The following is a 26,990-nucleotide window of genomic DNA, read 5'->3' as shown; positions in this document are numbered from 1 at the left end:
GAACGATATATTTCGTAATTTTAAAGTTCTCAAGAGAGGACTTTTTCTTTTTAATTTTTTATTTTTGGGGGTAGCAATGAATCAATCATCAAAATTGCCTTTTGAGGTAGGAAAACAAGATCAATTCATAGACAAGCTTGGGGAGTGGATTGGTGACGTATTTTATGATCTATTACCAGAAGCAGGCTTTGAGTTAAGAGACGAACAAATTTTTATGGCATATCAAGTTGAACGTGCTTTTAAAGAAAAGAAGGTTATCTTTGCTGAAGCAGGTGTAGGCACAGGGAAAACATTTGTCTATTTATTGTATTGCTTATGTTATGCACGATATACAGGTAAGCCTGCAATAATCGCTTGTGCAGACGAATCATTAATTGAACAACTTGTTAAGAAAAACGGAGACATTGAAAAATTATCGAACGCATTGAATTTATCGATTGATGTTCGTTTAGCTAAATCTACTACAAATTATTTGTGTTTAAAAAAATTAGATCAACAACGTACAGAAGATACTACATCAGATCAAGTGTTAGCTGTTTATGAAAACTTACCGAGTTTCGTTCATGATTATGGCACACTGCAAAAATTTACACCATATGGTGATCGTAGAGAATATAAAGAATTGACTGATGAAGAATGGGATACCATTTCTTATGACTATTTCCAAGATTGTTCAACTTGTGATCAAAGACATCGATGTGGTCAAACACTATCTAGGGAACATTACCGTAAAGCAACCGATTTAATTGTATGTTCCCAAGAATTTTATATGGAACATATTTGGACAGTAGATTCACGAAAACGAGAAGGTCAATTACCATTATTACCTAATCCTAGTTGTGTGGTATTTGATGAAGGACATTTATTGGAATTTGCTTCTCAAAAGTCTTTAACTTATCGATTAAAGCATGAAACGTTAAATACATTTTTATCGTTCTTAATGCAGTCTGGTACACGCGAAAGTTTTCAACAATTACTTGAAGATACATTAGAAACATACGATCAGTTCTTTCATGAAATGGATAATAACAGTGAAGAGGTTGCAGGTTCTAAGCGTTTTAAATTAAACATGAATGAAAGATTATTAAACTTAGCAAAACGCTTAAGAGCTCAAATTAGTAATATTGGAGACGAATTAGTCTTTGAGAGTGAAATGTATACAATCGATGAATACCAACTGAATATTGTTGATGAACATTTAGATGATATTGAGCGCTGTCTACATTTATTTATTAATGAGTCTTCTGCAATTCAGTGGATTGAATATAACCAAAATGCACTAACATTAGTACTTATGCCAAAAGCAGTAAATGAACTTTTACAAGAAAAAGTATTTAATCAAAAAATGCCGATTATTTTTTCATCTGCTACTCTTTCACAAAACAGTTCTTTTGATTATATTGCGAATAGTTTAGGTATTAATGATTATTTATCATTTTCAGTAAATTCACCATTTGATTATGAAGAACAAATGAAAATAGATATGATTAAATATGATAAAAATGAAATTGATAAAAAGAATCAGAAGATCATTTTAGAATTAAAAGAAAATAAAGGTAGTTCTTTAATTTTATTTAATTCAACACAAGAGATGAATCGTTTTAAACAGCAAGTTGAAGTAGAAGAATTACAATTTAATTTATATTTCGAAGGTGAAGAAGAAATTAGTTCACTTGTTCAAAAATTCCAAGATGATATAAATGCTTCTTTATGTGCTGTACATCTTTGGGAAGGACTAGATATTCAAAGGGAATCTTTAAGCCAAGTTATTATACACTCTTTACCATTTCCTCCGAATGATCCAGTATTCCAATCAAAGAGACAACATGCAATGAACCCTTATAATGATATTGATGAACCATATATGTTATTAAGACTGCGACAAGGGATTGGGCGTCTGATCAGAACTCATGAAGACAAAGGAAAAATCATCTTATTTATTGAAAATGAATTAAGAAAAGAAACATTTGAAAAAGTTGTAAATAGTTTACCGGTAGAACCATTTAAAAAAGCTAGCATATAATTGCTAGCTTTTTTGTATTCTCATTTGATTAAATCTAGAAATTAGTAACTTAAACCGACTCTTGTTTGATAAAACTTATTGTCAAAAAAAGCTTGGTATGTGAAGTAGGCTGTATCACCTGTCGAGATACTTTTTCCATCAATTGGTAAAAAGTCTATTTCAGTCCGATATTGTTTTGTGATCGGGCCATCTGGTAAATAGGTTGGACATACAATTGTCCAGTTTAACAGGCTAGATTCTAAGAGGGTAAATGCTTTTTCGTGATCAGCTGCAGCTGCTGTTGATTTTCGTTTTGATTCTGTACTTACATATCTTAAAATAGTAGGTTCCACTCGTGATTGTAATATTCCAGCTGTACCAACTGTAACAATTCGCTTAATTTTGTTCGCTTCAAGTAGAGGAATTAATAATTTCATTGTTTGTGATAAAGTATTTTTACCATCTGTATTTAGTGCTGAGATTACGCCGTCAACATCCCTTAATGATTCTTCTAAATCAGAAATGCTTAATGTATTACCTTTTATAACGCATAGATTTGGATGCTTGACAGTTAATTTAAGTTCATCTCTTACTAAAACAGTAACTCTGTGTTCGTTTTTTAATAATAACTCTAGTAAATGAGATCCAACTCTTCCAGTAGCACCTAATAATAATATTTTCATAACATCACCTTAACGTATTGTACAATATGATTAAGTCAAATGTCTTTGAAAAAGGCTGATGCTTCAGTAAACTTTGTTGCTATTAAAAAAGTAATTCGTCGGTTTACACTACATGAAGCTGGCTTTCCGAGTGAAATGTGATGAGTATCTTCAGCTTGCCCTTTAAGGTCTCTTCTGTACCGCTACTCTAGCATGTGTCTTGCTATCCGATACAATCATCTTCTTTATTTACAAGTTTGAATTTTAAAAAACAATCTTTTAGAAAAGAGCTATGAAATAAAATAAAAAAGTAATTAAACAAAATATGGTAAAATATAGATGCTATCCAATTTATAGAAAAGAGGTAGAAAAATGGGGATTCATTTAGTACAAGAAGAATTTATTGATTATTTAAAGAAGATAGAAAATTATAATGAAGCAATTAATGTAATGTATTGGGATTTAAGAACTGGGGCACCAAAAAATGGAGCAGAGCAGCGTTCTAATGTCATTAGTCAATTATCATCAGATGTATTTGAAATGACTACTTCTACTAAAATGGAAAACTATCTTGTTCTTCTAGAAAAGGAAATAGGTAATGGAACATTAACTGAAATAGTTGAGAAATCTGTAAAAGAGTGCAGAGAAGTATATGATTTAAACTGCAAAATTCCTAAGAAAGAATATGCAGAATATGTTAAGTTATGTTCACTAAGCGAAAATGCTTGGGAAGAAGCAAAAGATGCTGGTGACTTTAGTAAATTTCAACCGTTTTTAGAAAAAATTGTTGAAACAAAGAAACGATTTATTGAATATTGGGGATATACAGATAAAAAATACGATACATTATTAAACTTTTATGAACCTGGAATGACGACTAAGAAACTAGATGAAGTTTTTGGTAATGTAAGGGAGAGACTTGTTCCACTTGTTGCAAAAATCTCAAACTCAGCTATTAATCTTCAAAGGGAAGAATTATTTAAACCAATTTCTAAAGAAATTCAAAAAAATGTAAGTGAAGATGTGCTTCGTAAATTAGGCTATAATTTTGATTCTGGTAGACTAGATGAAACTGTACATCCTTTCCAAATTACATTAAATCCAGGTGATGTACGTGTAACTACGAAGTATATTGAAAATAATTTTATGAGTGCTTTGTTTGGCACAATTCATGAGTGTGGTCATGCATCATATGAGCAAAATATATCTGCAAGTTTAATTGGTACTCCTTTATGTCAAGGTGCTTCAATGGGAATACATGAATCACAATCTTTATTTTTTGAAAATATGATTGGAAGAAGCCTAGAATTTTGGTCAACGCAATATGAGGAATTAAAATCGAAAACAGGGGACTTCTTTACTGATTTAACTGTAGAAGAATTTTATCGCGCAATAAATCATAGTGAACCATCATTAATTCGAATCGAAGCAGATGAATGCACATATCCGTTACATATCATGGTACGTTATGAAATAGAAAAAGAACTGTTTGATGGGGATTTACAAGTGAAAGACTTACCGACAGTTTGGAATGAGAAAATGGAGAAATATTTAGGTGTTATTCCATCAAATAATAGTGAAGGGGTACTTCAAGACGTTCATTGGTCTGGTGGCGATTTTGGCTATTTCCCTTCATATGCTTTAGGTGCAATGTACGCTGCACAATTCAAGCATGCAATGAAAAAAGAACTTCCAAAATATAATGAATTATTGAAGAGCGGAGAACTTCATCAAATTGTAAATTGGTTAACGAAAAATATCCATCAATATGGTAAATTGAGAAAACCAAATGAATTATTAGTTGATATCACTGGTGAAGAATTAAATGTAAAATACTTTATTGATTATTTAGAAGAGAAGTATTCTAAACTTTATAAATTAGGTTGATATCCTATGATTCAGGCTTTGTTGAAAACAATAAGTTTTGAACAAATAGCTATTTTTACAGTATTAGCGGTGCTATTCAGCATCGCTTTTTTTTGTATACAGAATTCGTGTATTTGATCCTAGAAGCATTTAATGAAGAGGTTACAATTGGGAAATTTGATAAATAGGATGAAGAAAAATAATGAAATTTTCAGATGATGGGACTGACTTAATAAAATCTTTTGATGGCCACAGATTGAAAGTATATGATTGTCCTGCAATGATATTTGATGATTGTCTATTGTGGCACTGGAAATGTAAAAACTGGTGAATTGATTTAAGAAACACAGGCTGGGGATTTACTCTAACTGAGTCTATATAAGTTTTGAAAATTCAGATTTTTATAGTAAAATAAATTGAAATCTATTAAGATCATTGGAGGAGTTTGCTGAAAAAATATGAGTTTTTATAGAAATAAATAATACAACTTTTTTTCAAACTAGTAGCAAGTAAAACCACAGTCAAATGAATATAAACGGGGGCACTAAATTGGAAAATCGTAAACGAATAAATCCAAGTATTCTAAGGTTATTAAAAATTCCGAGTGGGAATGATGTCATTGTAGGACGAATGTATCTTGCAGAAGGGGAAGGGCCACATGGAACAGTCCTTCTATTACACGGATTTCCAGGGGGGATGTTGAATCTCGATCTAGCTTCTGAACTTCAACAAGAAGGTTGGAATGTACTAGTCATGAATTACCGCGGAGCATGGGGGAGTCAAGGAACTTTTTCATTTAGCAATTCAATCGAAGATGTTCTCTCAGCACTTAAGTATCTCAAAGAAAGTGAAGTGGCGAAGGAAAATCGGATTGATACGAAGCGTATTGGATTAATTGGACATAGCTTTGGTGGCTTCTTAGCCTTGAAAGTTGCCTCAATGGAACCATCTATTCATTCTGTTGCATCTCTTTCTGGAGCTAATTTTGGTTTATTTGCCCAAATGGTGGAACAAGATCCTTCCTTTGAAGCGCAAATAAGAGAGGTGTTAAAAGAAGGTGCATTTTTCCTAAAAGGTGCTTCGGCCGAATCAATTATGGAAGAAGTACTTTTCAATCAAATAGAGTGGAATACTTTCTTATACGCACCTCTACTTCTCAAACGTAACATCCTTCTAACAGCGGCAGATTTTGATGAAGAAATACCAAAAGTGTATTTTCACGACCCACTTGTCGATATTCTGGAAAAGGCAGGAGCAAATCATCTTCAAACGAAAGTTTTTGAAACTGATCATAACTATCTTAATCATAGGAAAGAGCTTGCTCAAACGCTACATAACTGGTTAGATGAAGTACTTTAAACGTACAATTTTAAAGTGGTAAATAGTGAAATCGATAATGGACAAAATATTGGTTTAGAATATAGTGAAACGACACGAGCATTACCACGTCGAACAAACGATCTCGATTAATTTGAAGAGTTCATCTATATAGTATGGATCGTTTTAAAGTTAAACTTAATCTTAAATTCTCCATCCATATACAAAAAAATACACCATTGAGGAAACTATAGACACTTTCCAATGGTGTATTTTTTAAATTATTTAATAAAAAGATTGAAGATAAAGGTATTACTTTTTAAAAACGATATTAAAGAGAAGAATTTTTTGCTAAATATTCTTCAAGCTGTTCGAATGTTCCAGCAAATCCTTGTTTCATTGAATCGTAACCTGCTTCGAATGTTTTAATTTCTTCCTCAGTAGCATTTACTGGATAACCTTTTAACGTAATTTTGGTTTTACCATCAGATTCTTTTTCAAAAGTTAATGTATTGCTGACTTCTAATGGCCAAGTCTCACTAAATGGAGCTCGAACGATTTCGCCAGCTTCATTTGAGAAAGAGTTTACGAATTCAATTTTTTCAAAATCCTTGATTTCTCCGTAAATAAATAATCCCCACATTTCAAAACCTTCAGAAGATTTCATACTATAGTGAAATTTTCCTCCTGGTTGGAAATCTAATTTAGTCACATTCATTGTAAATCCTTTTGGTCCCCACCAATTAGTAAGATGTTCAGCTTGAGACCACACTTTATATACTAACTCAAGGGGTGCATCTAACACTCTTGTTATTACTAATGCATTTTCTTCAATTTTAAACGTATTTTTTTCAGTCATTGTAGGTTCCTCCAAAATGTTTATCTATTTTATAAATACTTAATTAATTCTTTACATTATCGTCTAAGAATTCAGCCAGTCGACTTAATGTTTGTTTGCCACCTTCGATTGCCCCGTATTCTTCAACTACTTTATTTCGCTCTTCAACAGTAGGGAATAGTGAACACATTGTAAGAAGTGTTTTTCCGTTTTGTTCACTAAATGTAACTGTTACATGAAATTGACCAGAATCGTTTTGTTCACCTGAACCATGTTTATAAACAAGACGTTCCGGCTTAACAACTTCAAGATAATCTATTTTATTTGGATAATCGGTGCCATCAGGTCCGTGCATTATAAAAGTCCAGGTACCACCAGGTCTAACATCCCTTAGATGAGTTGTAATTGTAAATCCATTTGGACCCCACCAATTTCCAATATGTTCTGAATCCGTCCATGCATTAAATACTAATTCTGGTGGAGCATCAAATACACGTGTTATGACAATTTGTCGATCTTCAAGTGTTGAACTTAGGTTTGTTTTTAAGTTATTACTCACCATTTACCTCCGAAATATTTTTATGAAACTTACAAAACTCCTTTCTGTAAGATGAAAATTCACATGCGAGTAATTTTGCTACGTATAAATCATTTTCCTTGCAATTTCTTAAGATAATCTTCCAATTGATCAAATCTCTCTTCCCAAACGTGACGAAATGATTCAATCCATGAATCCATCTCTTTAAGCGGTTCGGGTCTAAGTTTATAGATTCTGCGATTTGCAATTGGTTGAACCTCGACAAGCCCAGCTTCACTTAGAACGCGGAGATGTTTCGAAACTTGTGGTTGTTTAAGTCCAAGACTTTCAGCTATTTCTCCAACTGACAAAGGACCATCACGTAAGAGTTCGACAATCTGTAATCGGTTGGGTTCTGCTAGTGCAATCAAAGTCGAATTCATAAATTGAATATACCTGAAAAGGAATATTCCTGTCAAGGAATATTAGAGAATAATAAAAAAGGTGAGTTTGCTTAATCAAAAAGGTGAGATTGATTTGATCTAGAGGGGGATTTATGAGGGAAATTACTCGAATTAGTATGTACTCTTCAAATCGAAAATATCCTAACCTCCAATGTTGGGGTCTGACCAAGGTGCTTCCACTTTTCGGATTGTCTAGTTCCAGGCGTTAGCAGCTCGAGGTCATAAGCCAAAAAGCAGCAAAGGTTAAAAAGCAACCTTTACTGCTTTTCGTCTTATGCTTGTCGCTACTGAACAAACGCCTTCCACTTTTCGGATTGTCTAGTTCCAGGCGTTAGCAGCTCGAGGTCATAAGCCAAAAAGCAGCAAAGGTTAAAAAGCAACCTTTACTGCTTTTCGTCTTATGCTTGTCGCTGCTGAACAAACGCCTTCCACTTTTCGAGTTGTCTAGTTCCAGGCGTTAGCAGCTCGAGGTCATAAGCCAAAAAGCAGTAAAGGTTAAAAAGCAACCTTTACTGCTTTTCGTCTTATGCTTGTCGCTGCTGAACAAACGCCTTCCACTTTTCGGATTGTCTAGTTCCAGCACCTAGCCCCTCGAGGTCATAAGCTCAAGGATTAGTAAGGTGAAAAGCAACCTTTCTAATCCTTGCTCTTATGCTTGTCGGGGCTGAGCAAGGAGCTTCCACTTTTCGATTTGTCTAGTTCCAGCACCTAGCCCCTCGAGGTCTTAAGCTCAAGGATTAGTAAGGTAAAAAGCAACCTTTCTAATCCTTGCTCTTATGCTTGTCGGGTCTGACCGAGGTGCTTCCACTTTTCATTTTTGTCGAGAAATAGTTCTGTTGGGTTATTTGATTTGTGTTACTATTTACTTGACTGAATAGTTTGAAAATAATGAAGGCGGGTGTTTTTGATGAGTTTGAAAGAGTATGAAGCTTCGTTTTTGGATTATGTTGGGAAAATGCTTAACATTGAAGAGGCAATAAGTTTAATGTACTGGGATCTTCGAACAGGTGCACCTAAAAACTCGGTTAGACAACGTTCAAATGTTATTAGTCAGTTATCGTCAGAGGTTTTTAAGATGAGCACATCTAAAGAAATGGAGCATTATTTAATTACTTTAGAGGAAGCGATTCAAGGGAGTCTTTGTAGTTTAGAAATAGAGAAGACCGTAAAAATGTTAAGAAAAGAGTTTGACCGGAATACAAAAATTCCTGTTGAGGAATATGAGGAATTTGTTAAATGCCAAGCAGAGTCGGAAAGAGTTTGGGCAGAAGCGAAGAACGAAAATAATTTTGCTAAATTCGAGCCTTATTTATCGAAGATTATTGAGTTTAAGCGTAAGTTTGTTGAGTACTTAGGATATAGTGAGTCAAAATATGATACATATTTAGATCAATATGAACCAGGAATGACTGTAAATAAACTTGATGAAGTTTTTGCGAATGTTCGTGAGAAATTAGTTCCTATTGTTAAAGCTATTTCAAACAGTGGAAAAAACTTTGAAAAAGAAGAAATGAAAGCCTTTGTTTCAAAACAGAAGCAAAAAGAGATCTGTGAGCGGTTATTAGTAAAACTTGGTTATAATTTTGACTCGGGAAGATTAGACGAAACGCCACATCCATTTGCGACAAATATTAACTTAGGTGATGTACGAGTAACAACAAAGTATCACGAAAATAATTTTGAGAAAGCCATATTTAGTACAATTCATGAATGTGGTCATGCACTATATGAACAGAACATTTCAAAAGAATTAGAAGGTCTACCGATCGCCAGAGGAACTTCGCTTGGAATTCATGAATCACAATCACTTTTATATGAAAAAATGATTGGTCAAAGTTTTGAGTTCTGGAAAAATAATTATCCTGATTTACAAAGACAAGTTGATGGAATTTTGGACAGTGTAAGTTTAGAGGAATTTTATCATGCAGTTAACCATAGTAAACCTTCTTATATAAGAATTGAGGCAGATGAATTAACTTATCCTTTACATGTTATGTTACGTTATGAAATTGAAAAAGACTTACTGGATGGAAAAATTCAAGTAAAAGAATTACCTTCAATTTGGAATCAAAAAATGGAAGAATATCTTGGGATAACACCACCATCAGATCGTGAAGGAGTATTACAGGATGTACATTGGTCGATGGGGCTTTTTGGATACTTTCCAACATACGCATTAGGTGCAATGTATGCAGCTCAAATTAAAGCAACGATCGAAAAAGATTTGCCTAATGTTAATGAGTTAATTGAAACAAATGATTTCGTTACAATTCTAGAATGGTTAAAGATTAATATTCATCAATACGGGGCGACAAAGGGACCACAAGAAATATTAGTTGATGTGACGGGTGAAGAATTAAATGTTCAATACTATATTGATTATTTGGAGACTAAATATACACAAATGTATGACTTGAAAGAAGTAAATAAATAATAGTCTCCACTCTAAGGTGATTTAAAAGGCGAAATTAGAGCATATTGACGATCTATTCGAAGGTCGTCTTAAGACGAGTAGTCGACCTTCATTTGAATTAACTTGGAAATAATTGCGAATGTTTCATAGCTAGATTTAGGATATACTAAATTTGCACAACAAAAAGAAAAAACTCCTTTAAAACGTTTAGACAATTCAAGTGTTTCATTCAATTGATGAATGGGAACTGGGATTGTCCTTTTTTGTTTGACCAAATTGTAATTTGAATAATTTTGATTCATTTTACGAAAGGTAAGATAATGAAGGAGTGGAAAATTATGCCTTTAATACTATCGGTAGGAAAAGCAGTTCCTACATGTAAAATAAATCAAGAAAATATCGTACCATTTGTAAGGGAATTGTTTTTAAAGAAGTATCCATCGATTGATCGACTCTTATCTGTATTTCAAAATGGAGAAATAAAGTGCAGATATCTTTCAAAGGAACTAACTTGGTATAGTGAGGAACATAGTTTAGAAGAAAAAAATCAAACATATATAGAGACCGCAATTCAATTATCAGTTGAAGCGATAAAGAACTGTGTTTCTAATCTGGAATTTTTATCCTCAGAGATTAATTATGATGAAATAGATGGTATTATATTCGTTTCCTCAACAGGTATTTCAACGCCGACAATTGATGCACATATTGCTAATATTTTACCTTTAAAAACATCTATTAAAAGAATTCCAATTTGGGGACTTGGTTGTGCAGGTGGAGCAAGTGGAATTTCTAGAGCATTTGATTATTGTAAAGCTCATCCAGAATCTAATATCTTACTTGTAGCAGTGGAACTTTGTAGCTTAACATTTCAAAAAGAAGATTTATCAAAAAGTAATATCATTGGGACTTCATTATTCGCTGATGGTGCTGCTGCTGTTTTAGTAATTGGCGACGAAAGTGAATTAAAAGCCAGAACCATTCATGTCGCTTTACCCAATATCTTACAAACAAATTCAACACTCATGCCAAACTCATTGGATGTAATGGGATGGGATGTAAAAAATGAGGGTCTTTTCGTTATTTTTTCAAGGGATATCCCATCCATCGTAAAAAACTGGTTACAGCCAGTCGTTTCTTCTTTCTTACAATCGAATAACTTAGCGATTGATGGTTTAAATCACTTTATTGCACATCCTGGCGGGAAAAAGGTACTAGATGCTTATATAGATTCGCTTAATATTGATCCAGAAAAAACTTCTGTATCTTTAGACATTCTAAAGAATTATGGAAATATGTCTTCTTGTACTGTCTTATTTGTACTGGAAGAGTTTATGAAAATAGGAAAGAAAAATGAAACTGGATTACTTTGCGCTTTAGGACCAGGATTTAGTTCAGAAATGTCACTATTAAAGTGGGTTGAGTGTTAATGTTAAAATTGATATTTTTATTTATTATCGTACAGAGATTATTTGAATTAAAAATTGCAAAAAACAATGAAAAAAAGTTAAAGATGCGAGGTGCAATTGAACTAGGACAAGCCCACTATAAATATTTTATTATCTTGCACAGTACTTTTTTTATTTCAATAGTAGTTGAAAATTATTTTATTGAATATGTTAAATTAAGTTTTTTCACCTTTTTATTTAGTCTGTTTTTAATTTTACAACTTGCGCGAGTTTGGGTCATTTCAACATTAGGTGAGAGATGGAATACGAAGATAATTGTTTTACCAAATGAAAAATTAATTAACAAAGGACTATATAAATACATAAAGCATCCAAATTATTTAATCGTAACGTTAGAATTAATTATCATACCAATTATGTTTCACGCGTATATTACTACAGTAATCTTTTCAATTAGTAATCTAATCCTTTTAAAAGTAAGGATCCGAGAAGAAAATAAAGCGCTTTTACAGTCAATCGAATAATTGTTGACAATGATTCAGCAAAACTGATATTATTAATCTAGAATGAAAATCATTATCAACTTCGAAAGGTTGTGCGTCAATGGTTCTTGGATTTGTGTCTGCTACAATACTTTTATATTTTGTATTAACTAAATATGTACTTAAACAAGTTCAAAACTAGGTGATGTTACCTAGTTTTTTTATTTATAATTGATTTGCCTATACATTCTTCTTCCAAATTAATATATATGGGGATAAAATAATTTTAGGGATTTATTTGAGTTTGAAATGAAATGGGGAAATCACGTTGCAAAACACTAAGATTAACAGAGGAGATTTATTAAATAAGGTTTCTTCAGGAATCACTTTACTTTCTGCACAGGAAAATTCAAAAGAATTATTTCAATTAAAAAAATTAGCTTATAAAATTCAAAATCATGAAAGTTATTTTGTATTTTGTGGGCATTTTTCTGCAGGAAAATCTTCTCTTTTGAATGATTTATTACATGTTGAAAAGCTACCAACTAGTCCGATTCCAACAAGTGCAAATGTCGTGAAATTAAAAAATGGAGCAAATAATTTATTACTTACTTTAAAGAATGGTGAAATGTATCAGTTGGAAGATGATATTGAAGGCGGAGAATTAAAAAAACTTGCTCAAGATAGCGCATCTATCATTGAAATTGAATGGTGGCAAGATATGTTTAAAATTCCAAAAGGTGTAGTTTTAATTGATACACCTGGAATTGATTCGACTGATATGGATCATTTAGAAGCGACTAATTCAGTAATTCATTTAGCGGATTGTATTTTCTATTTAATGGATTATCAGCATGTCCATTCAAAAACCAATATCGATTTTATAAATGGGTTAATGGAGAAAAACAATAAAGTCTGTTTAATGATTACTTGTATTGATAAACATGATGAAACTGAATTAACATTTGAAGAGTTTAAAGAAGGTGTAGTTAGCAATTTAAAGAAACAGGGCTTAGAAAAATTACCTGTTTTTTACTTATCGACGAAAGTTAAAAATGCTAATCATAATGAACTGAACCAATTTATGCAATACTTAGATGGTTTATATAAAACTCGTGAAGAGCAACAAATCGAAAATGATTATACTAGCTTCTTAAATATTATGGGTGAACAAATTGTAAACTTTGAGAATGAAAAAACAGAACTAGATTCCGATTTTTCACAGTTTAAAAATGAATTCAGTGAAGTAACTGATGAAATGGAAAAACTTCAGGATGGGATAACTACGTTTGAAAATAATTGTTCTCAATCGACGCAACTTATATTAAATAATTCAAACATTACACCATTTGAAATGAGAAATTTAGCTTCAGTTTATTTAGAAACAGAGAAGGCATTACAAAATAAAGGCTTTTTCCAATCTCGAAAAAAACTAGAGATAGCATCAGATGAGGCTAAACAACAATTTATTAAAAATGTACATGAGTTAACTATAAAACAAATCGAATATTTCATTAAAGAAGCTGCAACGAAATCGTTTAAAGAAGTCGAAAACAATAAAATTGATTTAAGCCAATTTGAAAATATCCTAGAGCCTAAACTTAGTGAAAGTGATCTTTGTCCAAAGCCTGCTCAATTAGTGAATACTAGTGGAAACTACTTATTACAGTATACAAAAGAAGTAAGTGATGGAATAAAGTCAATTTATCGCAAATCAATCATTGAATTTATTCAATCGGTTTCAAAAGAAATGAAACTTCAAAACGAGAAACAAAATAGTGTGTTAGAAATTAGAAAGAAAGAACTTTCTGAAAAGATAAATGAATTTGATCGAATTGATTTCAAAAATCATCAACTTGATCAAATGATATCTGAAATGAAAAATATTATTGAAAATAAACAGGATGAAGTGCTTGTTTACTCTCCAATTGTACCAATTTCTATTTCAGTTAATGAATTAATGGAAAGGAATATTCTTTCAAACGAAATTCAAACAGAAGAAAAATCATTTGAAGACGTCGAAAGTCAAAAACTAGATGTAAAAAAATATTCGAATGAGGAAATTAATTCAAAATATGAGATCGCAGATAATTTGTTAAAGAATTTATCAAATAATAAATTTGTGAAAAATAAAATTCATAGTCTGTTAGAAAAACGAGAGCAAATTAAATCAAATGAGTATACCATTGCTTTATTCGGAGCGTTTAGTTCAGGAAAAACATCGTATATTAATACATTACTTGGGGAACGTGTTTTACCTGTTTCACCTCACCCAACCACTGCTGCGATTTGCAAAATTAAAAAGTCTACAATCGATTCTGGTAATAAAAAGGCAGATGTAACTTATAAGTCTGAATTAGTTTTACAAGAAGAGTTTCTTGATTTTTTCAAAAAATGGGGCGTAGAAACTAACGATCATTGGTTTAGTACACTTCAAACTGTCACAAAAAAACAGAAGGATAAAATTCCTGCTGATGCTTGGATCTATGCAGATAGTGTATGTATGAACTATTTACAAATGAAAGAAATATTGGGTACGACCCAACAATATGATTTAGAAGAATATGTACGCGTAATCAGTGAAGAGAATCGAGCTTGTTTTGTTAAAGAAAGTACGGTTTATTATGATTGTGAGATTACACAAAGTGGGATTGTTTTAGTTGATACTCCGGGGGGAAATAGTATCCACTCGAGACATACTGAACTGGCATTTGATTATTTAAAGAAGGCTGATTTAATCTTGTATGTTGCTCATTACCAACATGCATTTACGCGTCAAGATGAATCATTCTTAATTCAAATTGGCCGTATGAGAGAGAGTTTTGACAGCGATAAAGTTTATTTTGTATTGAATGCTTCTGATTTGGCGAAGGATAGTGCTGAAATTTCAATTGTACAAAACTTCTTTATTAATCAATTAACTAAATTAGGTGTAAGATTTCCATCGGTATTTGCAATATCAAGTATGCTTCAAATGAAAGGATATCAACAAACATCTATTAGCGAAGAACTTAAACTGAATTACCAAAGACTAAATGAAAAGATTAAGAATTTCTTTCAATTTGAAATTGCAAATGAAGTCTTTAAAACGTTTGTTAATGATTTATTAATGTTAGAAAAAATATTACTTGATACGATTAAACGATTTGATCGCTTAAAACTAGAAAAAGACCAATTTTTATCTGAACTTGAAAAGATAAAAGTCGATGTAAATAATACCTTGCAAGCTGCTATGCCAAGTTCGTTACCTAGGTCGTTCATGAAAGAAAGTGAGCAATTAATTTTCTTTATTGAAAAAAGAATTGAATTGCGAATGAGAGACTTGTTCCCGTACTTTTTTAACCCAAGTATTTTTAATAATTCAACTAAGAATAGTAAACAAATTTTCAATACAAAAATACGAGAATTCATGTATGAAATACTAGAAGAAATTTTAAAGGAATTAAGAGTAACTGGTTTTCGTTTAGAAAAGTTTTTAATGAGTGAAATTCTAAATGCTGAAAATAGAATAATAGATGAATTACAGACTATTCAAACGGAATTTACGATTCAAAAAACGAATGTAAGTGAAATCATTTCTGTAGAACTACTTAATCCTGATCAATACATTGATGTGAATACATTTGAAAATTTAAAATCGCATTATAAAAATCCAAAAAGCTTTTTTGTAGAAAACAAAAAAGAGTTGATGTTAGATGAATGTATTGAACAATTAAGAACACCTTTAAAATCATATTTATCAAGTATCGAAAAATTATTTGCAGAACACTATCAAATTCAATTTACGAATACAATGTCTACAATTTTAAATCATTTCAATAAGCAAATTGAAAATGATGTACATCAAACAATTGAGGCAACTTCAAACTTAGATGAACAGATTGTTGATGATATAACGCTAATACAGTTTAAAAAATTAAGCTAAAGGTGGACATTATCAGTGAAATATATAATCGATTCTACTCTTGCAAATACTTTACAATGGAATAAAAATGTCATTTTTTTAGATTGCCGTTTTCAATTAGCTAATCCAAGCTATGGTTTTGAGGCTTATCTTCAAAATCACATTCCACTTTCTAGATATGTTGATTTGAATAAGGATTTATCAAGTGAAGTAAAACAGCATGGAGGAAGGCATCCATTACCCGATTTGGAGGAATTTGGTCAATTATTAGGTAAACTAGGTATCGATCAAAATACCATTGTAATTTGTTATGATGATGGCACGAATGAAAATGCCGCTAGATGTTGGTTTTTATGTAAACTAGTAGGCCAAAAATTTACATTTGTACTAAATGGTGGCTATACAAAATGGGTAGAAAGCGGTTTTGAAATAACTTCTGAAATTGTGGATATTGTACCGAAAAAATTTGTAGTGAATAGTAACAATCAAATTGTTAGTTCGATGTTAGAAGTGAAATCGAATAGTCAAAGTGAAAAGGTAAATATCGTCGATTCGAGAGAACTTATTCGATTTAAAGGTGAACATGAACCAATTGATAAAGTGGCTGGTCATATTCCAGGTGCGAAACATTCATTTTGGAAAGATGTATTAAATGAAAATGGTGATTTTAAATCTAAGGAAGAATTAGAAATCCTATTTGCACACTTAAGTAAAGAGAAGGAAACGATTGTATATTGTGGTTCTGGTGTAACAGGTTGTGTTAATTATTTAGGCTTAATCGAGGCTGGATATCGGAATGTAAAGTTATATGCAGGTAGTTTTAGTGATTGGATTTCATATGATGAAAATGATGTGAATAAGATAAATTAATCTGTTGCAAAATAAAAAAGGATAGTATAGAATAAGGATACAAATTAAGAAACAAAAGAAAAACCCTGCTGTGTGCGTTGTCAGTTTATGTCTTAAACCAATGAGAGTAGACAGGAAGCCCGATATTTAAGTAACAACATCGTGCCTATTATAGGAGGATGAAAGTTACTTGTGAGGACATCCACCTTAGAGTTTCGGTTTACTTAGACATAAAAGGAATAACGGCATTTGCGGGAAAAAAAACCATTCACATTTTGTGAATGGTTTTTTCTTCGATTTGATTTAGCTTTTTAGTTTTCTTTCTTTTTAATTGAGTCATAATAATTGATCCTAAGATTAAGATACACCCAATAATACCGATTTCTGACAGCCTTTCACCACCATAATAATATCCTATTATTGCAGCAAAAACAGGTTCGGTTGCTAAAATTATACCTACTTCTATTGCACTGATTGTTCTTTGTGCAAACATTTGAATAAAGAATGCTACAGCAGTACAGAAGATTGCTGTGAAAAGAATTGAAAAAATAAAGGATTTATTAGTCCAAAGTTCTTTATGAAAAATAACTTGCCAATCTTCAAATATTAAAGCAAATGTCCATGATGCTAGTCCAACAAAGGCAATTTGGATTGTTGCTAATTTTAGAGAATTATATCGAGGCGAATGAATGGTTGAATAAATAATGTGTAATGCAAATGCAATTGCACTAAAGAAAGTTAAAAAATCTCCAAAATCTAAAGTTGAACTAGTGGAAACTGTTAATAATAATAAACCTAATAGAGCAATAATAGCACTTATACTGTTATGAATAGTGGGCTTTTTATTGTATTTGAAAAATAAGAGTAATGGGACGATTACGACACTTAAAGCAGCTATAAAACCTGATTTAGAAACTGTTGTGAAATGTAGTCCGAACGTCTGAAATAAGTTACCAAGAAATAAAAACAATCCAATGATGATACCTGGGGATATATATCCTGACTTTTCATGGAATCGACGATCTTTTTTCCGATCTAATAATGTTTGTACACAGAATAGTACGATAGCAGCTACAATAAAACGTAATGCATTAAATGTAAATGGTTGTACAATATTTAGTGATTCTTTAACAATGAATAATGAAGTACCCCAAACAAAGGAAATAATTAAAAGAGAAGAAAAAGCGATTAGTTTATTTTTCATATCGTACAGTCCTTTTTATTTAATGGCCTTACGAGCAAGTTCATCAGCAACCTTGTTTAAGTTTGATGGAATCCATTTAATAAAGAATAAGTCTAGTTGATTTATTAGTTTAAGTGATTTCTCTAATAAAGGTATAAACAATTCATTTTTTGAATATTTCTTATCAATACTTTGTTCAACAATTTTAGAATCTGTTCGGAATGATACAGTTGTAAAATTATTTTCTATACAATAGTCTAATGCTACGATTAAGGCGTGAAATTCAGCCTCGTGATTAGACATTGAATCTAATGGAATACTTAAGAAAACTGGGTCTTTAATGCCTTTAATGAAAACACCAGCACCTGATGGACCTGGATTTCCTTTGGAAGCACCATCAATGTAGACTTCAATCATAGTTAACCTCCATAGTGTTATATACACCATTTTAGTATATATTCAAAAAAATGAAAACTTAAAACAAAGAATGTAAAAAAGATGGTTCAAATTATCTAAATACACAGTATTCTCTTCTGAATTAAGCTGTTATTATGCAAACAATAATTAGTAAACATTCTATAGAAAGAAAGGTGACTAGAATGAAATTAAAGATAATCTGGAAGTATCAAACGAAGAAAAAGTATAAAATAACATTAGAAACAGATTTATTAGAAGTAAAAGAAGCATTGATGCTAGCTGAAGATTTTGAAAGTACAGGCCGAACAAGAGAAATTGTATTTATAGATGAATATGAGACTGAATGGACAAAAAAACAAGTCTTAAAATATTTAAAAGAACTTGAAGAAGAACCCCATAATATCATACTATTATTTGACGGTGGATTTGATGTAGCTTCTTTCACTTCAGGTATTGGTGTTTGCTTATATTTTAATCAAAATGGAAAATCATATAGAAAACGATCTAATGAGAAACTAGATGGATTATCTTCTAATAATGAAGCTGAATTCGCAGCATTAGAGTTTGCAATTTTATTGCTAGAAGAGATGAATGTTAAAGGACAAAGAATTACAGTTAGAGGAGATTCTCAAGTTGTTATAAATCAATTACAAGGAGATTGGCCTTGTTTTGAGGAACAACATCAGAAATATATTAATCGAATTGAAAAAAAGATAAAGGAATCTCATATTAGTTTGAATTTAGAGCTAATTAAAAGAACCGAAAATAAAGAGGCCCATAATCTTGCAACTCAGGCTCTCAAAGGAAATAAAATAGAAAGTATAATTGAAGTCACTTGAAGAGGTGGATTGTTAAATGGAACGTAAATTAATATTGGAAGAAATAGATAATTTAATTAAAAACTACTGTGATGGTTGTTTTGTCTATAAACATTTTAGAAAGGATCATAGTCAAAAATTCGCACAATCATTTTGCATAAATAAATGTACTGTCGGTGAAAAAATTAAAGATATGGGTAAGCAATTAATATAAAAAGAAGGTACTAATGGCAGTACCTTCTTTTTATGTAACTAATTATTCAGTTTGAGTGTTTAATGAAGAGCTTCATTAAGCTGTTGTTCAACTTGAGCTAAATATTCCTCTTGTTTAACTAGAAATTCCTCATCTAAATCTGTTGCAAGAGCTTTCATTTTCTCAAGTTGAGCTCTAGCTTGTGTAATAGCATCTGTCGCATCAGAGAGTTGATGCTGATCCATACTCATTGTCGCTGTTCCTACCATTTTTTGTGCAGCTTTTACTTTCATTTCAACTTGTTCAAAATTATTAAAATTCGACATATAAACCCTCCTTATTTCACTTCGTAGTATTCCCAATTACGAACGAAAAATGAAAGAGATTCTAACTTTTTTAAAATTAAACATAAAAAAGGACTGTATAACAGTCCTTTATGTAGTCAGTGTTATTATATCTTTACTACGTTAGCAGCTTGAGGTCCACGGTTGCCTTCAACAACATCGAATGAAACTTCTTGGCCTTCTTCTAATGATTTAAAGCCATCATTTTGAATAGCTGAGAAATGTACGAATACATCGTCTCCACCTTCGATTTCAATAAAACCGAAGCCTTTTTCGTTATTAAACCATTTAACTTTACCTTGCATATTTCTTATCCTCCTAAAACAATGCACATATTGCGCGAAAGAATTTTCATTTATTTAGTTTATACTAATAAATGTTGAAATTAATATACAACTATTAATAATAGAAGTCAAGTAAGCGCTTTAAAGCAGAATTTCCATACAGTTAACATGATTTTGTCAAACTTATAAATACAATTAAACATTATTGTGAAGTAATTCACAATTAATATAGTTTTAATGATATAATCGAGATATAGTAGTTGCTGATCTAAATTTAGGGAGCACTACTATTTTAGAAAAACGCTCTGGTAATATTTATTGTTGATATGAAACAAAATGCATTGTAATGAAAAATTTAACAGGAATTGAAGCAAAGAGTGATTTATGAGATTTGATTGGAGTGGAAGGTGCGAGATTCTAATGAGAGTAGCTATAAGGGTGAGACTCCTCAGTGGTCAAAAAGGTAGGCATGCCTAATACTACGCCGTCCTGTTTAAAGCTTTCATGACCCACATCGTGTGGGCTAAGGAGGCTCAACTCACTCCCCACTAAAAAGAGAGTATTCTCTAACGGAAAGCAACATTATTTTTAACAGAGCCTAGATTAAAAAGAAAAATAGAGAGACGGAGAGATGAAGATGTTAAATTGTGAATGGGTTGAATTTCAAATTGAGAATGAGCTTATCACACAAGACCGCTTCGAAGAAATGATGAATGATACGTATCAAGCAATGATGCTAGATGAAAATAACTTCCCGCAATATATTTGGACTGCAAATTTTGTTATAATTGTTACTAAGCGTTTTAAAGTCTTAGAAGAGATTGAATTTAAACAAATCCCAAGAAATCCTGCTTGTCAATAGTTCCTCGAAATGCACTAATTAGGTGACTTTTAGGAAGTTAAAAAGATAAAATTTAAATTATTATTGCCTTGAACTTAATAATCTAGTTCAAGGTTTTTTGTTTTTTTGTATATGATTTTAATAAATACGTTATATAATATTTAAATGAGTTTAAAAGAAAATAATTGTTAAAAAATGAAAGTAATGTGGGGAATAGAATGAAATTAATAATAGCGGAGAAGCCCGATCAGGGATTAAAACTTGCAGCACCATTCCAATTTCAAAAGAAGAAGGGTTATTTAATCATTCAACCTAATGAATATTTTCCAAAAGGTGCTTTTTTAACATGGGCAATTGGGCATTTATGTGAACTTTTATCTCCAGAAGAATATGATGAAAAATGGAAAAGGTGGTCACTAACCACATTGCCTATCATTCCAAATCGATTCCAACACAAAGTTACAAAAGGAAAAATGGATCAGTTTTCAATTATTAAAAATTTAGTCCATCACGATGATGTAAACGAAATTATTATTGCAGGAGATTGTGAACGTGAGGGTGAACATATCGTAAGGTTAATTTTAAATCTTGCAGGAAATCGAAAACCGATGAAGAGACTTTGGATTTCTTCTTTAACAGAAAACGCAGTAAGAAAGGGTTTTGATCAACTTCTGGACGAAAATGAAACTAAAAACTTGTTTTTTGAAGCATACAGTCGAGCGTGTGCTGATTGGTTAGTAGGAATGAATGCTTCACGAGTGTATTCTTTACATCTTCAAAAAAAGGGAATTCAAGATGTATTTTCACTTGGACGAGTCCAAACACCAACATTGGCCTTAATCGTAAAAAGGGAATTAGAAATCGAAAAATTTAAGTCTGATCCCTATTGGGAAGTATTTGCTACATTTCAATTTGGGAAGCAGAAATTTTTTGGAAAATGGCATAAGGAGTCTGATTCAAAAATCTCGTCAAAAGAATTAGCAGAAAAAATTGCTGAGTTTTGCGTAGATAAGAATGCTAAAATATCTGAAATTGAGCAAGAGCGAAAAGAATTTCAGCCTCCGTTTTTATATAATTTATCAGCTCTTCAAGCAGATGCGAATGCAAAATATAAATTCTCTCCTCAAAAAACGTTGGAGATTGCGCAAAAACTCTATGTAAAAGGAAATATTTCTTATCCGAGATCAGATTCTAGCTTTATTACTAAAGAAGAGGCTAAGATGTTACCTGATATACTAAAGAAAATTGAGAAAATAGAGCAATTTGCGAATTTCTTTCCTTTACCAAATCAGTCTATTTTAAATAATAGTCGATATGTAAATGAGAAAAAAGTTACAGATCATTATGCCATCATTCCGACTGAACAAGTACCTTCAATGAATAGGATGAATGATGAAGAACAAAAAATTTATGAATTAATTGTTAATCGATTAATTAGTGCACATTATGAAAGTGCAATCTTTGATTATACAACTATTCATACAATTGTCGAAAATCGGGCTACATTCATTTCAAAAGGAAAAACATTGGTTCAAGAAGGTTGGAGAAAAGTTATCTTTGAAAAGACAAAAGAAAAGAAAGAAAAGAATAATGATGAACAAATATTACCTGTCGTTAACACTGGTGATGAAGGGGCAGTCAAAAAAGTGGAAGTTAAAGAAAAGAAAACTCAACCACCGAAGAGATATACAGAAGGCCAATTAATCACTTTAATGAAATCAGCGGGTAAACATATAGAAGATCCAGAACTGACTAAAATATTAAATAAAACAGAGGGACTGGGAACAGAGGCCACAAGAGCAGGAATTATAGGGACATTAAAAAATAGAAAATATATTGATGTGAAGAAAAATCAAGTTTTTGCAACGGATAAAGGAAAACTAATTATTTATGCACTCGGGGAGAATATTTTAACATCTCCTGAAATGACAGCTAAGTGGGAACAAAGATTAAGTGAAATAGGCGATGGGAAAGCAAGTAGTTTAGATTTTATGGATCAAGCAAAAAAATTAACTGAAAAAATAATTTCAGATGCATTTCAAAATGAAGCACAATGGAATTTTTCGGACTACCGTATTGAGGAAATGAAAAGCTCTAAATTTGGAAGTAAAAAGACTACAAGTAGTGTAGGGAAATGTATCAAATGTCAGGGGAAAATCATAGACAAGGGTTCATTTTATGGTTGTGAAAATTTTCAAAAGACGAAATGTAGTTTAACAATTTCTAAAAAGATCCTAGGGAAAACTCTTTCAAAAGCTATAATTAAACAACTATTAAGTGGAGAAGTTAGTGAAGTTATTAATGGTTTTAGTAAAGATGGTAAAGAGTTTGACGCTTCGTTAAAGTTTACAGAAGAAGGTAAAATCATATTTGTTCATTCGATTAAGAATTGATGTGAAGACATAAAAAAGAATTAAGAATTTCAAAGAATGTATATTTCATTAGTGCCAACTATTGGGTATTGCATATACTAATCTACAAGCTTAATAGGGGGATTATGGTGAAGGAGTTCTATGGTAATGAGCAAGTTTATTTAACAGGTGGAATTGTTCCTTCCGTTTATTCAATAAGTATTGATTGTGAAAAAAGAATTGTGCATATTCTTGATTTAGATCGAATTGGTACTCGGCCAGTATTTGTTTCATTTTCAGAGGATTTTGCTGAACAAATCTTTGAACAGTTGAATTATCCATTTGTTGGTATTTATTCGGATTATGAATTTATTATTTATTCAACAGAAGGCGTAATTACAAAATGGAATAATAATGTATTAGTGCCACTCACTCATTTGGACCAATGTAAACAAGAATTCGTAAATATTATGAAAGAACGTAGAAAAGTTTGGCCAAAATACAAAGCTTTATATAAAAAGACTGATTAAAAAGATATAGGGTTACTTTTAGAAAAAAAGTTAACCCTATTTCTATTGTATTTTTTTCATATATCTCAATTGATTAGGTATTTCTAATCCCTTAACGCTTATCCCTTTATATTAAACCTTTATTCATGTTAAACTAACATCAAAATCTACAACTAGTTGGTGATAAAATGATTTGTTTTTTAGAAAATACCTTTCAAATAAAGCTTTTTAAAAATGAAGAAGGTAGCTACCCTATCATCGTTACAGAAGATGGAATTTTTAGTGAGTTGAAAATGGATAATAAACCAGGTACATATGTACAATTTGTACTAAATGAGTATGATGAATTGAAAATTGATTGGTATATTGATGGAATAAATCGATTTAGTGTGAAAAGTGTACAAGTTCATCAAATGGTATTAATTAATGATGAAGACGAATGTTCGATTCAATTTGTACTAGAGCGCTGGCAAAGTAGAATGTTTAAAATTGAATGGAAACCAAATTTGCATCTTGAATTCGGATTATATTATGAACTTTGTGAAGACTGTGATTAAGTTGATTTTTTAGGTTTGAGTAGAGTAAGGATGATAAAGAAACTGATCCATCCGATTAGCGGATATAAGAAAGTCAATAAAGGAGCGTATCCAATCACGCTTATAATAAGACAACAAACAAGTAAGACAATAACTAGCAGATTGTTATTTAATTTGATTACTGATTGTATTTGTCGTGACATTCCATATATGTTTCCAACTAGAGTTGTGAAAATTTCTGCTAAAATAACCATTAGGAAAAAGTAATAGAAGAGTGGATGAACCTGTTTTATGACCTCAACCATTGGAATTTCATAATGTTGGAAATTAATCACAGTTGATACATTTAAGTGAATTAAAAATAATATAATCCCTAAAATAAGTCCACCTAAAAGTCCACCGTATATAATAGAAGATTTTTCTTTACATTCAGAACCAATCGGAACTAATACAGCTTGTGCCAATGCCATATTTAAACATACATATGTAATTGGTTTAGTGAAAATCGTGTAATTTATTCCTTTGAAGGATGGTAGAATGTTATTTACAGCTATGTCATGAAATGTAAATGGAAGATGTGAATTGATAAAGACTGCAACGATAAAGGCACACATTATTGGGACAACCGTATTGTTTAAACTGAATAAACCACTTGTCCCTTTGCGTAAAACCAAAAAAGTTAATAAAATAAACAGTAAAGATCCAATAATTGAATTGAATTGTAAATAATTTTTAAATACTGCACCAGCACCTGAAAGCATGACAGACGTAACCCCTAATAAAACAAAAAATAATAATCCATTAATGATATTTCCCCCAAGTTCTCCAAATAACAAAGTATTGAATTGTTGTGCGGACTTAAGGTTATATGTATGTGCAATCATCATGATTTTTGTCCCAAACCAGCAAAATAATATTGTGGCGAATACGATGCCAATAGCCCCATAAACTCCATTAATTGAAAAGAACTCGACGATCTCTTTCCCTGTTGCAAAACCTGCCCCAATGACAGTTCCTACATATGTAAATGCTATGTTTCGAACATCTTTATTAAAGTTAATTTTCATAGGAAGTCCTCCTGAAAGTAGTACTAAATTGTATGATAGATTTTAACAAATTAGACATGCAGTCAAAATTAACTTTCTAAAACGAAAAATATTTGCTAAGTATGAATAATCGTATCGCTTAATTAATAGGTGATTTACCGCCATTTTTAATTATGTTAAAGTGAGAGAGGGGAAGGGGGATCTAACAGCATGAATATACTCAAATGGAATTTTAATATGAAAGTAAGGCTCGTAGCTGAATTTTTCTTTGGCTTATTTTTTTGGATGTATTTGCCGTTTTTGGCAATATATTTTGCAGAGGAATTGGGAAAAGTGACAGCAGGAGTATTACTTATGTGTTCGCAATCAGTAGGTGTATTTGCTAGTTTACTAGGGGGGTATTTAGCAGATACTTACGGAAGAAAACGAATGATGGTAATTGCTGCGTTTATTCAAGCAGGTGGTATGATTTTACTTACAATTGCTAATTCTCCATTTTTAACCTCACCATGGCTAACTTTTATCGGTTTTGCAATTATTAGTGTTACAGGAATGCTATATTCTCCAGCAAGTTCAGCTATGGTAGCTGATACTGTTAAAGATGAGAACGAGAGAAATTTGGTTTTCGCTGTTTTTTACACAATGATAAATGTAAATGTCGTTATAGGTCCGATCATTGGAGGAGTATTATTTTTTAAAGCTAGATTTGAATTATTCTTAGTATCATCTTTTATTTTTGTATTGGTTTCTTTCATGATTTTATTTTTAATAAAGGAAACATTACCAGAAGGTAGTAAGAATGAAAAAGAAACGTCTGTAGCAAAGGTTTTAATAAGCCAAATTAAAAATTATCGGGTCATCTTCACTGATAAAATATTCTTCTTATTTGTTGCTGCAGGGATATTAATTTCGCAGACTTTTACACAATTAGATTTATTACTTGCAGTTTATATAAAAGAAAGTATACCTGCTCAAACGTTATTTTCAATTGGGGATTTTTCCTTGAAAACAAATAGCGAGACATTATTTAGCTGGACGATTGCTGAAAATGGACTAATAGTAGCTATTCTTACAGTGTTTATTACGAAATTTGTAAATAAATTTAACGAACGTTTATTATTTTTCGTTTCATCTATTTGCTATGCATTTTCAATGTTATTGTTTGGATTTACTTTGTCGGCATATGTAATATTCATCGCGATGGCAATATTTACACTTGGTGAAATATTAGTTGTAGGCGTTCAAAATGCATTTATTGCAAAAATCGCTCCTGAAAATCAAAGAGGACAATATTTTGCTGCAGCTGGACTAAGATGGTCAATAGGAAGGACTTTGGCTCCGTTAACAATCCCTATTGCTGGATTAATTGGGTATGAATGGACATTTATTATCATTTCATTATTAGCACTAAGTGGAGCTTATTTATTTGAAATAATGTTTAAAGAAATGAAATTCAAATCTGAAAATAAACAAAATGAAATGAAAGTAGTATAGAAAAAGGACCCAAATTGAACTGCACCCCAATTGTTAGACACAACTAACAATTGGAGGTGCATTTTTTGTGACCAAAATTTCACTAGATCAAAAATTAATAGCTATTCATAAATATCTTGATGGTCATGGTTCATATGATTCTATCGGTAAATCTATTGGTGTACGAAAAAGAATCGTACAAACTTGGGTAGCTTTCTATAATGAATATGGCGTAGATAGTTTAACTTCTACATATACAAACTATTCGATAG

25 protein-coding genes and 1 other RNA gene are annotated in these 26,990 nt (G+C 31.5%); 17 read left to right on the top strand and 9 right to left on the bottom strand.

Annotated elements, in window-relative coordinates; genetic code table 11:
- Positions 1 to 76 precede the first annotated feature (76 nt).
- Positions 77 to 2,023, top strand: a complete 1,947-nt coding sequence (locus tag B7R65_RS17350; protein ID WP_088044104.1) for an ATP-dependent DNA helicase — start codon at positions 77 to 79, stop codon at positions 2,021 to 2,023.
- A 41-nt stretch (positions 2,024 to 2,064) separates the two neighbouring features.
- Here the strand turns inward: B7R65_RS17350 and B7R65_RS17345 are convergent, their stop codons facing one another.
- Positions 2,065 to 2,685 (bottom strand): NAD(P)-dependent oxidoreductase, encoded by a 621-nt coding sequence (locus B7R65_RS17345; protein WP_088044103.1) that lies wholly within the window; start codon positions 2,683 to 2,685, stop codon positions 2,065 to 2,067.
- 351 nt (positions 2,686 to 3,036) lie between these two features.
- Between B7R65_RS17345 and B7R65_RS17340 the strand changes: the two genes are divergently transcribed.
- Both B7R65_RS17340 and B7R65_RS17335 read left to right on the top strand, forming a co-directional pair.
- Positions 3,037 to 4,551: a carboxypeptidase M32 gene (locus B7R65_RS17340; protein ID WP_088044102.1), complete on the top strand. Its 1,515-nt coding sequence runs from the start codon at positions 3,037 to 3,039 to the stop codon at positions 4,549 to 4,551.
- Between the two features lie 528 nt (positions 4,552 to 5,079).
- Positions 5,080 to 5,889, top strand: a complete 810-nt coding sequence (locus B7R65_RS17335) for an alpha/beta hydrolase family protein (protein WP_179194909.1) — start codon at positions 5,080 to 5,082, stop codon at positions 5,887 to 5,889.
- A 289-nt stretch (positions 5,890 to 6,178) separates the two neighbouring features.
- On the opposite strand, the gene B7R65_RS17330 is transcribed toward B7R65_RS17335, so the two are convergent.
- The 3 genes from B7R65_RS17330 to B7R65_RS17320 all read right to left on the bottom strand — a co-directional run bounded on the left by B7R65_RS17330 (position 6,179) and on the right by B7R65_RS17320 (position 7,645).
- On the bottom strand, positions 6,179 to 6,706 hold the full coding sequence (locus tag B7R65_RS17330; RefSeq protein ID WP_088044100.1) for an SRPBCC family protein: 528 nt from the start codon (positions 6,704 to 6,706) through the stop codon (positions 6,179 to 6,181).
- A gap of 43 nt (positions 6,707 to 6,749) precedes the next feature.
- Complete coding sequence (locus tag B7R65_RS17325; RefSeq protein ID WP_256941383.1) at positions 6,750 to 7,244, bottom strand: SRPBCC family protein; 495 nt, start codon at positions 7,242 to 7,244, stop codon at positions 6,750 to 6,752.
- An 89-nt stretch (positions 7,245 to 7,333) separates the two neighbouring features.
- On the bottom strand, positions 7,334 to 7,645 hold the full coding sequence (locus B7R65_RS17320; protein WP_088044098.1) for an ArsR/SmtB family transcription factor: 312 nt from the start codon (positions 7,643 to 7,645) through the stop codon (positions 7,334 to 7,336).
- Between the two features lie 928 nt (positions 7,646 to 8,573).
- Here B7R65_RS17320 and B7R65_RS17315 point away from each other — a divergent pair.
- The 6 genes from B7R65_RS17315 to ssrS all read left to right on the top strand — a co-directional run bounded on the left by B7R65_RS17315 (position 8,574) and on the right by ssrS (position 16,985).
- Complete coding sequence (locus B7R65_RS17315; RefSeq protein ID WP_088044097.1) at positions 8,574 to 10,100, top strand: carboxypeptidase M32; 1,527 nt, start codon at positions 8,574 to 8,576, stop codon at positions 10,098 to 10,100.
- A 317-nt stretch (positions 10,101 to 10,417) separates the two neighbouring features.
- Complete coding sequence (locus B7R65_RS17310; protein WP_088044096.1) at positions 10,418 to 11,509, top strand: type III polyketide synthase; 1,092 nt, start codon at positions 10,418 to 10,420, stop codon at positions 11,507 to 11,509.
- A complete protein-coding gene (locus B7R65_RS17305) occupies positions 11,509 to 12,012 on the top strand; it encodes an isoprenylcysteine carboxyl methyltransferase family protein (RefSeq protein ID WP_088044095.1) in 504 nt (167 codons plus the stop codon). Before B7R65_RS17310 ends, B7R65_RS17305 begins: the two co-directional genes overlap by 1 nt.
- A gap of 286 nt (positions 12,013 to 12,298) precedes the next feature.
- A complete protein-coding gene (locus tag B7R65_RS17300) occupies positions 12,299 to 15,895 on the top strand; it encodes a dynamin family protein (RefSeq protein ID WP_088044094.1) in 3,597 nt (1,198 codons plus the stop codon).
- A 15-nt stretch (positions 15,896 to 15,910) separates the two neighbouring features.
- A complete protein-coding gene (locus tag B7R65_RS17295) occupies positions 15,911 to 16,744 on the top strand; it encodes a sulfurtransferase (protein ID WP_256941382.1) in 834 nt (277 codons plus the stop codon).
- Between the two features lie 59 nt (positions 16,745 to 16,803).
- Positions 16,804 to 16,985: non-coding RNA, 6S RNA (gene ssrS / locus B7R65_RS17290), on the top strand.
- Between the two features lie 6 nt (positions 16,986 to 16,991).
- Here ssrS and B7R65_RS17285 read toward each other — a convergent pair.
- Together B7R65_RS17285 and B7R65_RS17280 are read right to left on the bottom strand one after the other, a co-directional pair.
- The gene (locus tag B7R65_RS17285) at positions 16,992 to 17,927 is read right to left on the bottom strand and encodes a DMT family transporter (RefSeq protein ID WP_088044093.1); all 936 of its coding nucleotides are present in this window, start codon (positions 17,925 to 17,927) and stop codon (positions 16,992 to 16,994) included.
- Between the two features lie 15 nt (positions 17,928 to 17,942).
- On the bottom strand, positions 17,943 to 18,323 hold the full coding sequence (locus B7R65_RS17280; protein ID WP_088044092.1) for a reverse transcriptase-like protein: 381 nt from the start codon (positions 18,321 to 18,323) through the stop codon (positions 17,943 to 17,945).
- 182 nt (positions 18,324 to 18,505) lie between these two features.
- Here B7R65_RS17280 and B7R65_RS17275 point away from each other — a divergent pair, with 182 nt between their 5' ends.
- Together B7R65_RS17275 and B7R65_RS17270 are read left to right on the top strand one after the other, a co-directional pair.
- A complete protein-coding gene (locus B7R65_RS17275; protein ID WP_088044091.1) occupies positions 18,506 to 19,162 on the top strand; it encodes a reverse transcriptase-like protein in 657 nt (218 codons plus the stop codon).
- Positions 19,163 to 19,178: 16 nt separating this feature from the next.
- Positions 19,179 to 19,355 carry a zinc-finger domain-containing protein gene (locus tag B7R65_RS17270; RefSeq protein ID WP_088044090.1) on the top strand — a complete coding sequence of 59 codons (177 nt, stop codon included), beginning with the start codon at positions 19,179 to 19,181 and terminating at the stop codon, positions 19,353 to 19,355.
- A gap of 59 nt (positions 19,356 to 19,414) precedes the next feature.
- On the opposite strand, the gene B7R65_RS17265 is transcribed toward B7R65_RS17270, so the two are convergent.
- Both B7R65_RS17265 and cspD read right to left on the bottom strand, forming a co-directional pair.
- Entirely contained in the window at positions 19,415 to 19,660 is a 246-nt protein-coding gene (locus tag B7R65_RS17265) for a DUF2564 family protein (RefSeq protein WP_088044089.1), read from the bottom strand.
- 125 nt (positions 19,661 to 19,785) lie between these two features.
- Entirely contained in the window at positions 19,786 to 19,983 is a 198-nt protein-coding gene (gene cspD / locus B7R65_RS17260; protein WP_088044088.1) for a cold-shock protein CspD, read from the bottom strand.
- A 616-nt stretch (positions 19,984 to 20,599) separates the two neighbouring features.
- Here cspD and B7R65_RS17255 point away from each other — a divergent pair.
- The 4 genes from B7R65_RS17255 to B7R65_RS17240 all read left to right on the top strand — a co-directional run bounded on the left by B7R65_RS17255 (position 20,600) and on the right by B7R65_RS17240 (position 24,220).
- Positions 20,600 to 20,824 (top strand): hypothetical protein, encoded by a 225-nt coding sequence (locus B7R65_RS17255; protein ID WP_088044087.1) that lies wholly within the window; start codon positions 20,600 to 20,602, stop codon positions 20,822 to 20,824.
- A gap of 197 nt (positions 20,825 to 21,021) precedes the next feature.
- On the top strand, positions 21,022 to 23,196 hold the full coding sequence (locus tag B7R65_RS17250; protein ID WP_088044086.1) for a DNA topoisomerase III: 2,175 nt from the start codon (positions 21,022 to 21,024) through the stop codon (positions 23,194 to 23,196).
- A 107-nt stretch (positions 23,197 to 23,303) separates the two neighbouring features.
- Positions 23,304 to 23,684 carry a hypothetical protein gene (locus B7R65_RS17245; protein WP_088044085.1) on the top strand — a complete coding sequence of 127 codons (381 nt, stop codon included), beginning with the start codon at positions 23,304 to 23,306 and terminating at the stop codon, positions 23,682 to 23,684.
- 167 nt (positions 23,685 to 23,851) lie between these two features.
- Positions 23,852 to 24,220 (top strand): DUF3979 family protein, encoded by a 369-nt coding sequence (locus B7R65_RS17240; protein WP_088044084.1) that lies wholly within the window; start codon positions 23,852 to 23,854, stop codon positions 24,218 to 24,220.
- Here B7R65_RS17240 and B7R65_RS17235 read toward each other — a convergent pair.
- The gene (locus B7R65_RS17235; protein ID WP_088044083.1) at positions 24,217 to 25,266 is read right to left on the bottom strand and encodes a YkvI family membrane protein; all 1,050 of its coding nucleotides are present in this window, start codon (positions 25,264 to 25,266) and stop codon (positions 24,217 to 24,219) included. The two genes, B7R65_RS17240 and B7R65_RS17235, sit on opposite strands and share 4 nt — an antisense overlap.
- Positions 25,267 to 25,455: 189 nt before the next feature.
- Between B7R65_RS17235 and B7R65_RS17230 the strand changes: the two genes are divergently transcribed.
- Together B7R65_RS17230 and B7R65_RS17225 are read left to right on the top strand one after the other, a co-directional pair.
- Positions 25,456 to 26,739, top strand: a complete 1,284-nt coding sequence (locus B7R65_RS17230; protein ID WP_088044082.1) for an MDR family MFS transporter — start codon at positions 25,456 to 25,458, stop codon at positions 26,737 to 26,739.
- Between the two features lie 67 nt (positions 26,740 to 26,806).
- On the top strand, positions 26,807 to 26,990 hold a 184-nt coding region (locus B7R65_RS17225; protein WP_142288274.1), incomplete at its 3' end, for a helix-turn-helix domain-containing protein.

This window comes from Bacillus sp. EAC, assembly GCF_002156875.1.
In the GTDB taxonomy this organism is placed as follows: Bacteria; Bacillota; Bacilli; order Bacillales; family Bacillaceae_G; genus Gottfriedia.
The sequence above is the reverse complement of the archived record's forward strand: the minus strand, read 5'-3'. Positions and strand labels throughout refer to the sequence as shown.

What these genes read in the sequence shown, in the direction of transcription:
- B7R65_RS17240 (WP_088044084.1), top strand. Translation starts at nt 23,852, where the DNA reads ATGATTTGTTTTTTAGAAAATACCTTTCAAATAAAGCTTTTTAAAAAT.
- B7R65_RS17310 (WP_088044096.1), top strand. Translation starts at nt 10,418, where the DNA reads ATGCCTTTAATACTATCGGTAGGAAAAGCAGTTCCTACATGTAAAATA.
- B7R65_RS17255 (WP_088044087.1), top strand. Translation starts at nt 20,600, where the DNA reads ATGTTAAATTGTGAATGGGTTGAATTTCAAATTGAGAATGAGCTTATC.
- B7R65_RS17330 (WP_088044100.1), bottom strand. Translation starts at nt 6,706, where the DNA reads ATGACTGAAAAAAATACGTTTAAAATTGAAGAAAATGCATTAGTAATA.
- B7R65_RS17305 (WP_088044095.1), top strand. Translation starts at nt 11,509, where the DNA reads ATGTTAAAATTGATATTTTTATTTATTATCGTACAGAGATTATTTGAA.
- B7R65_RS17235 (WP_088044083.1), bottom strand. Translation starts at nt 25,266, where the DNA reads ATGAAAATTAACTTTAATAAAGATGTTCGAAACATAGCATTTACATAT.
- B7R65_RS17285 (WP_088044093.1), bottom strand. Translation starts at nt 17,927, where the DNA reads ATGAAAAATAAACTAATCGCTTTTTCTTCTCTTTTAATTATTTCCTTT.
- B7R65_RS17315 (WP_088044097.1), top strand. Translation starts at nt 8,574, where the DNA reads ATGAGTTTGAAAGAGTATGAAGCTTCGTTTTTGGATTATGTTGGGAAA.
- B7R65_RS17270 (WP_088044090.1), top strand. Translation starts at nt 19,179, where the DNA reads ATGGAACGTAAATTAATATTGGAAGAAATAGATAATTTAATTAAAAAC.
- B7R65_RS17320 (WP_088044098.1), bottom strand. Translation starts at nt 7,645, where the DNA reads ATGAATTCGACTTTGATTGCACTAGCAGAACCCAACCGATTACAGATT.
- B7R65_RS17230 (WP_088044082.1), top strand. Translation starts at nt 25,456, where the DNA reads ATGAATATACTCAAATGGAATTTTAATATGAAAGTAAGGCTCGTAGCT.
- B7R65_RS17345 (WP_088044103.1), bottom strand. Translation starts at nt 2,685, where the DNA reads ATGAAAATATTATTATTAGGTGCTACTGGAAGAGTTGGATCTCATTTA.
- B7R65_RS17340 (WP_088044102.1), top strand. Translation starts at nt 3,037, where the DNA reads ATGGGGATTCATTTAGTACAAGAAGAATTTATTGATTATTTAAAGAAG.
- B7R65_RS17275 (WP_088044091.1), top strand. Translation starts at nt 18,506, where the DNA reads ATGAAATTAAAGATAATCTGGAAGTATCAAACGAAGAAAAAGTATAAA.
- B7R65_RS17265 (WP_088044089.1), bottom strand. Translation starts at nt 19,660, where the DNA reads ATGTCGAATTTTAATAATTTTGAACAAGTTGAAATGAAAGTAAAAGCT.
- cspD (WP_088044088.1), bottom strand. Translation starts at nt 19,983, where the DNA reads ATGCAAGGTAAAGTTAAATGGTTTAATAACGAAAAAGGCTTCGGTTTT.
- B7R65_RS17280 (WP_088044092.1), bottom strand. Translation starts at nt 18,323, where the DNA reads ATGATTGAAGTCTACATTGATGGTGCTTCCAAAGGAAATCCAGGTCCA.
- B7R65_RS17250 (WP_088044086.1), top strand. Translation starts at nt 21,022, where the DNA reads ATGAAATTAATAATAGCGGAGAAGCCCGATCAGGGATTAAAACTTGCA.
- B7R65_RS17350 (WP_088044104.1), top strand. Translation starts at nt 77, where the DNA reads ATGAATCAATCATCAAAATTGCCTTTTGAGGTAGGAAAACAAGATCAA.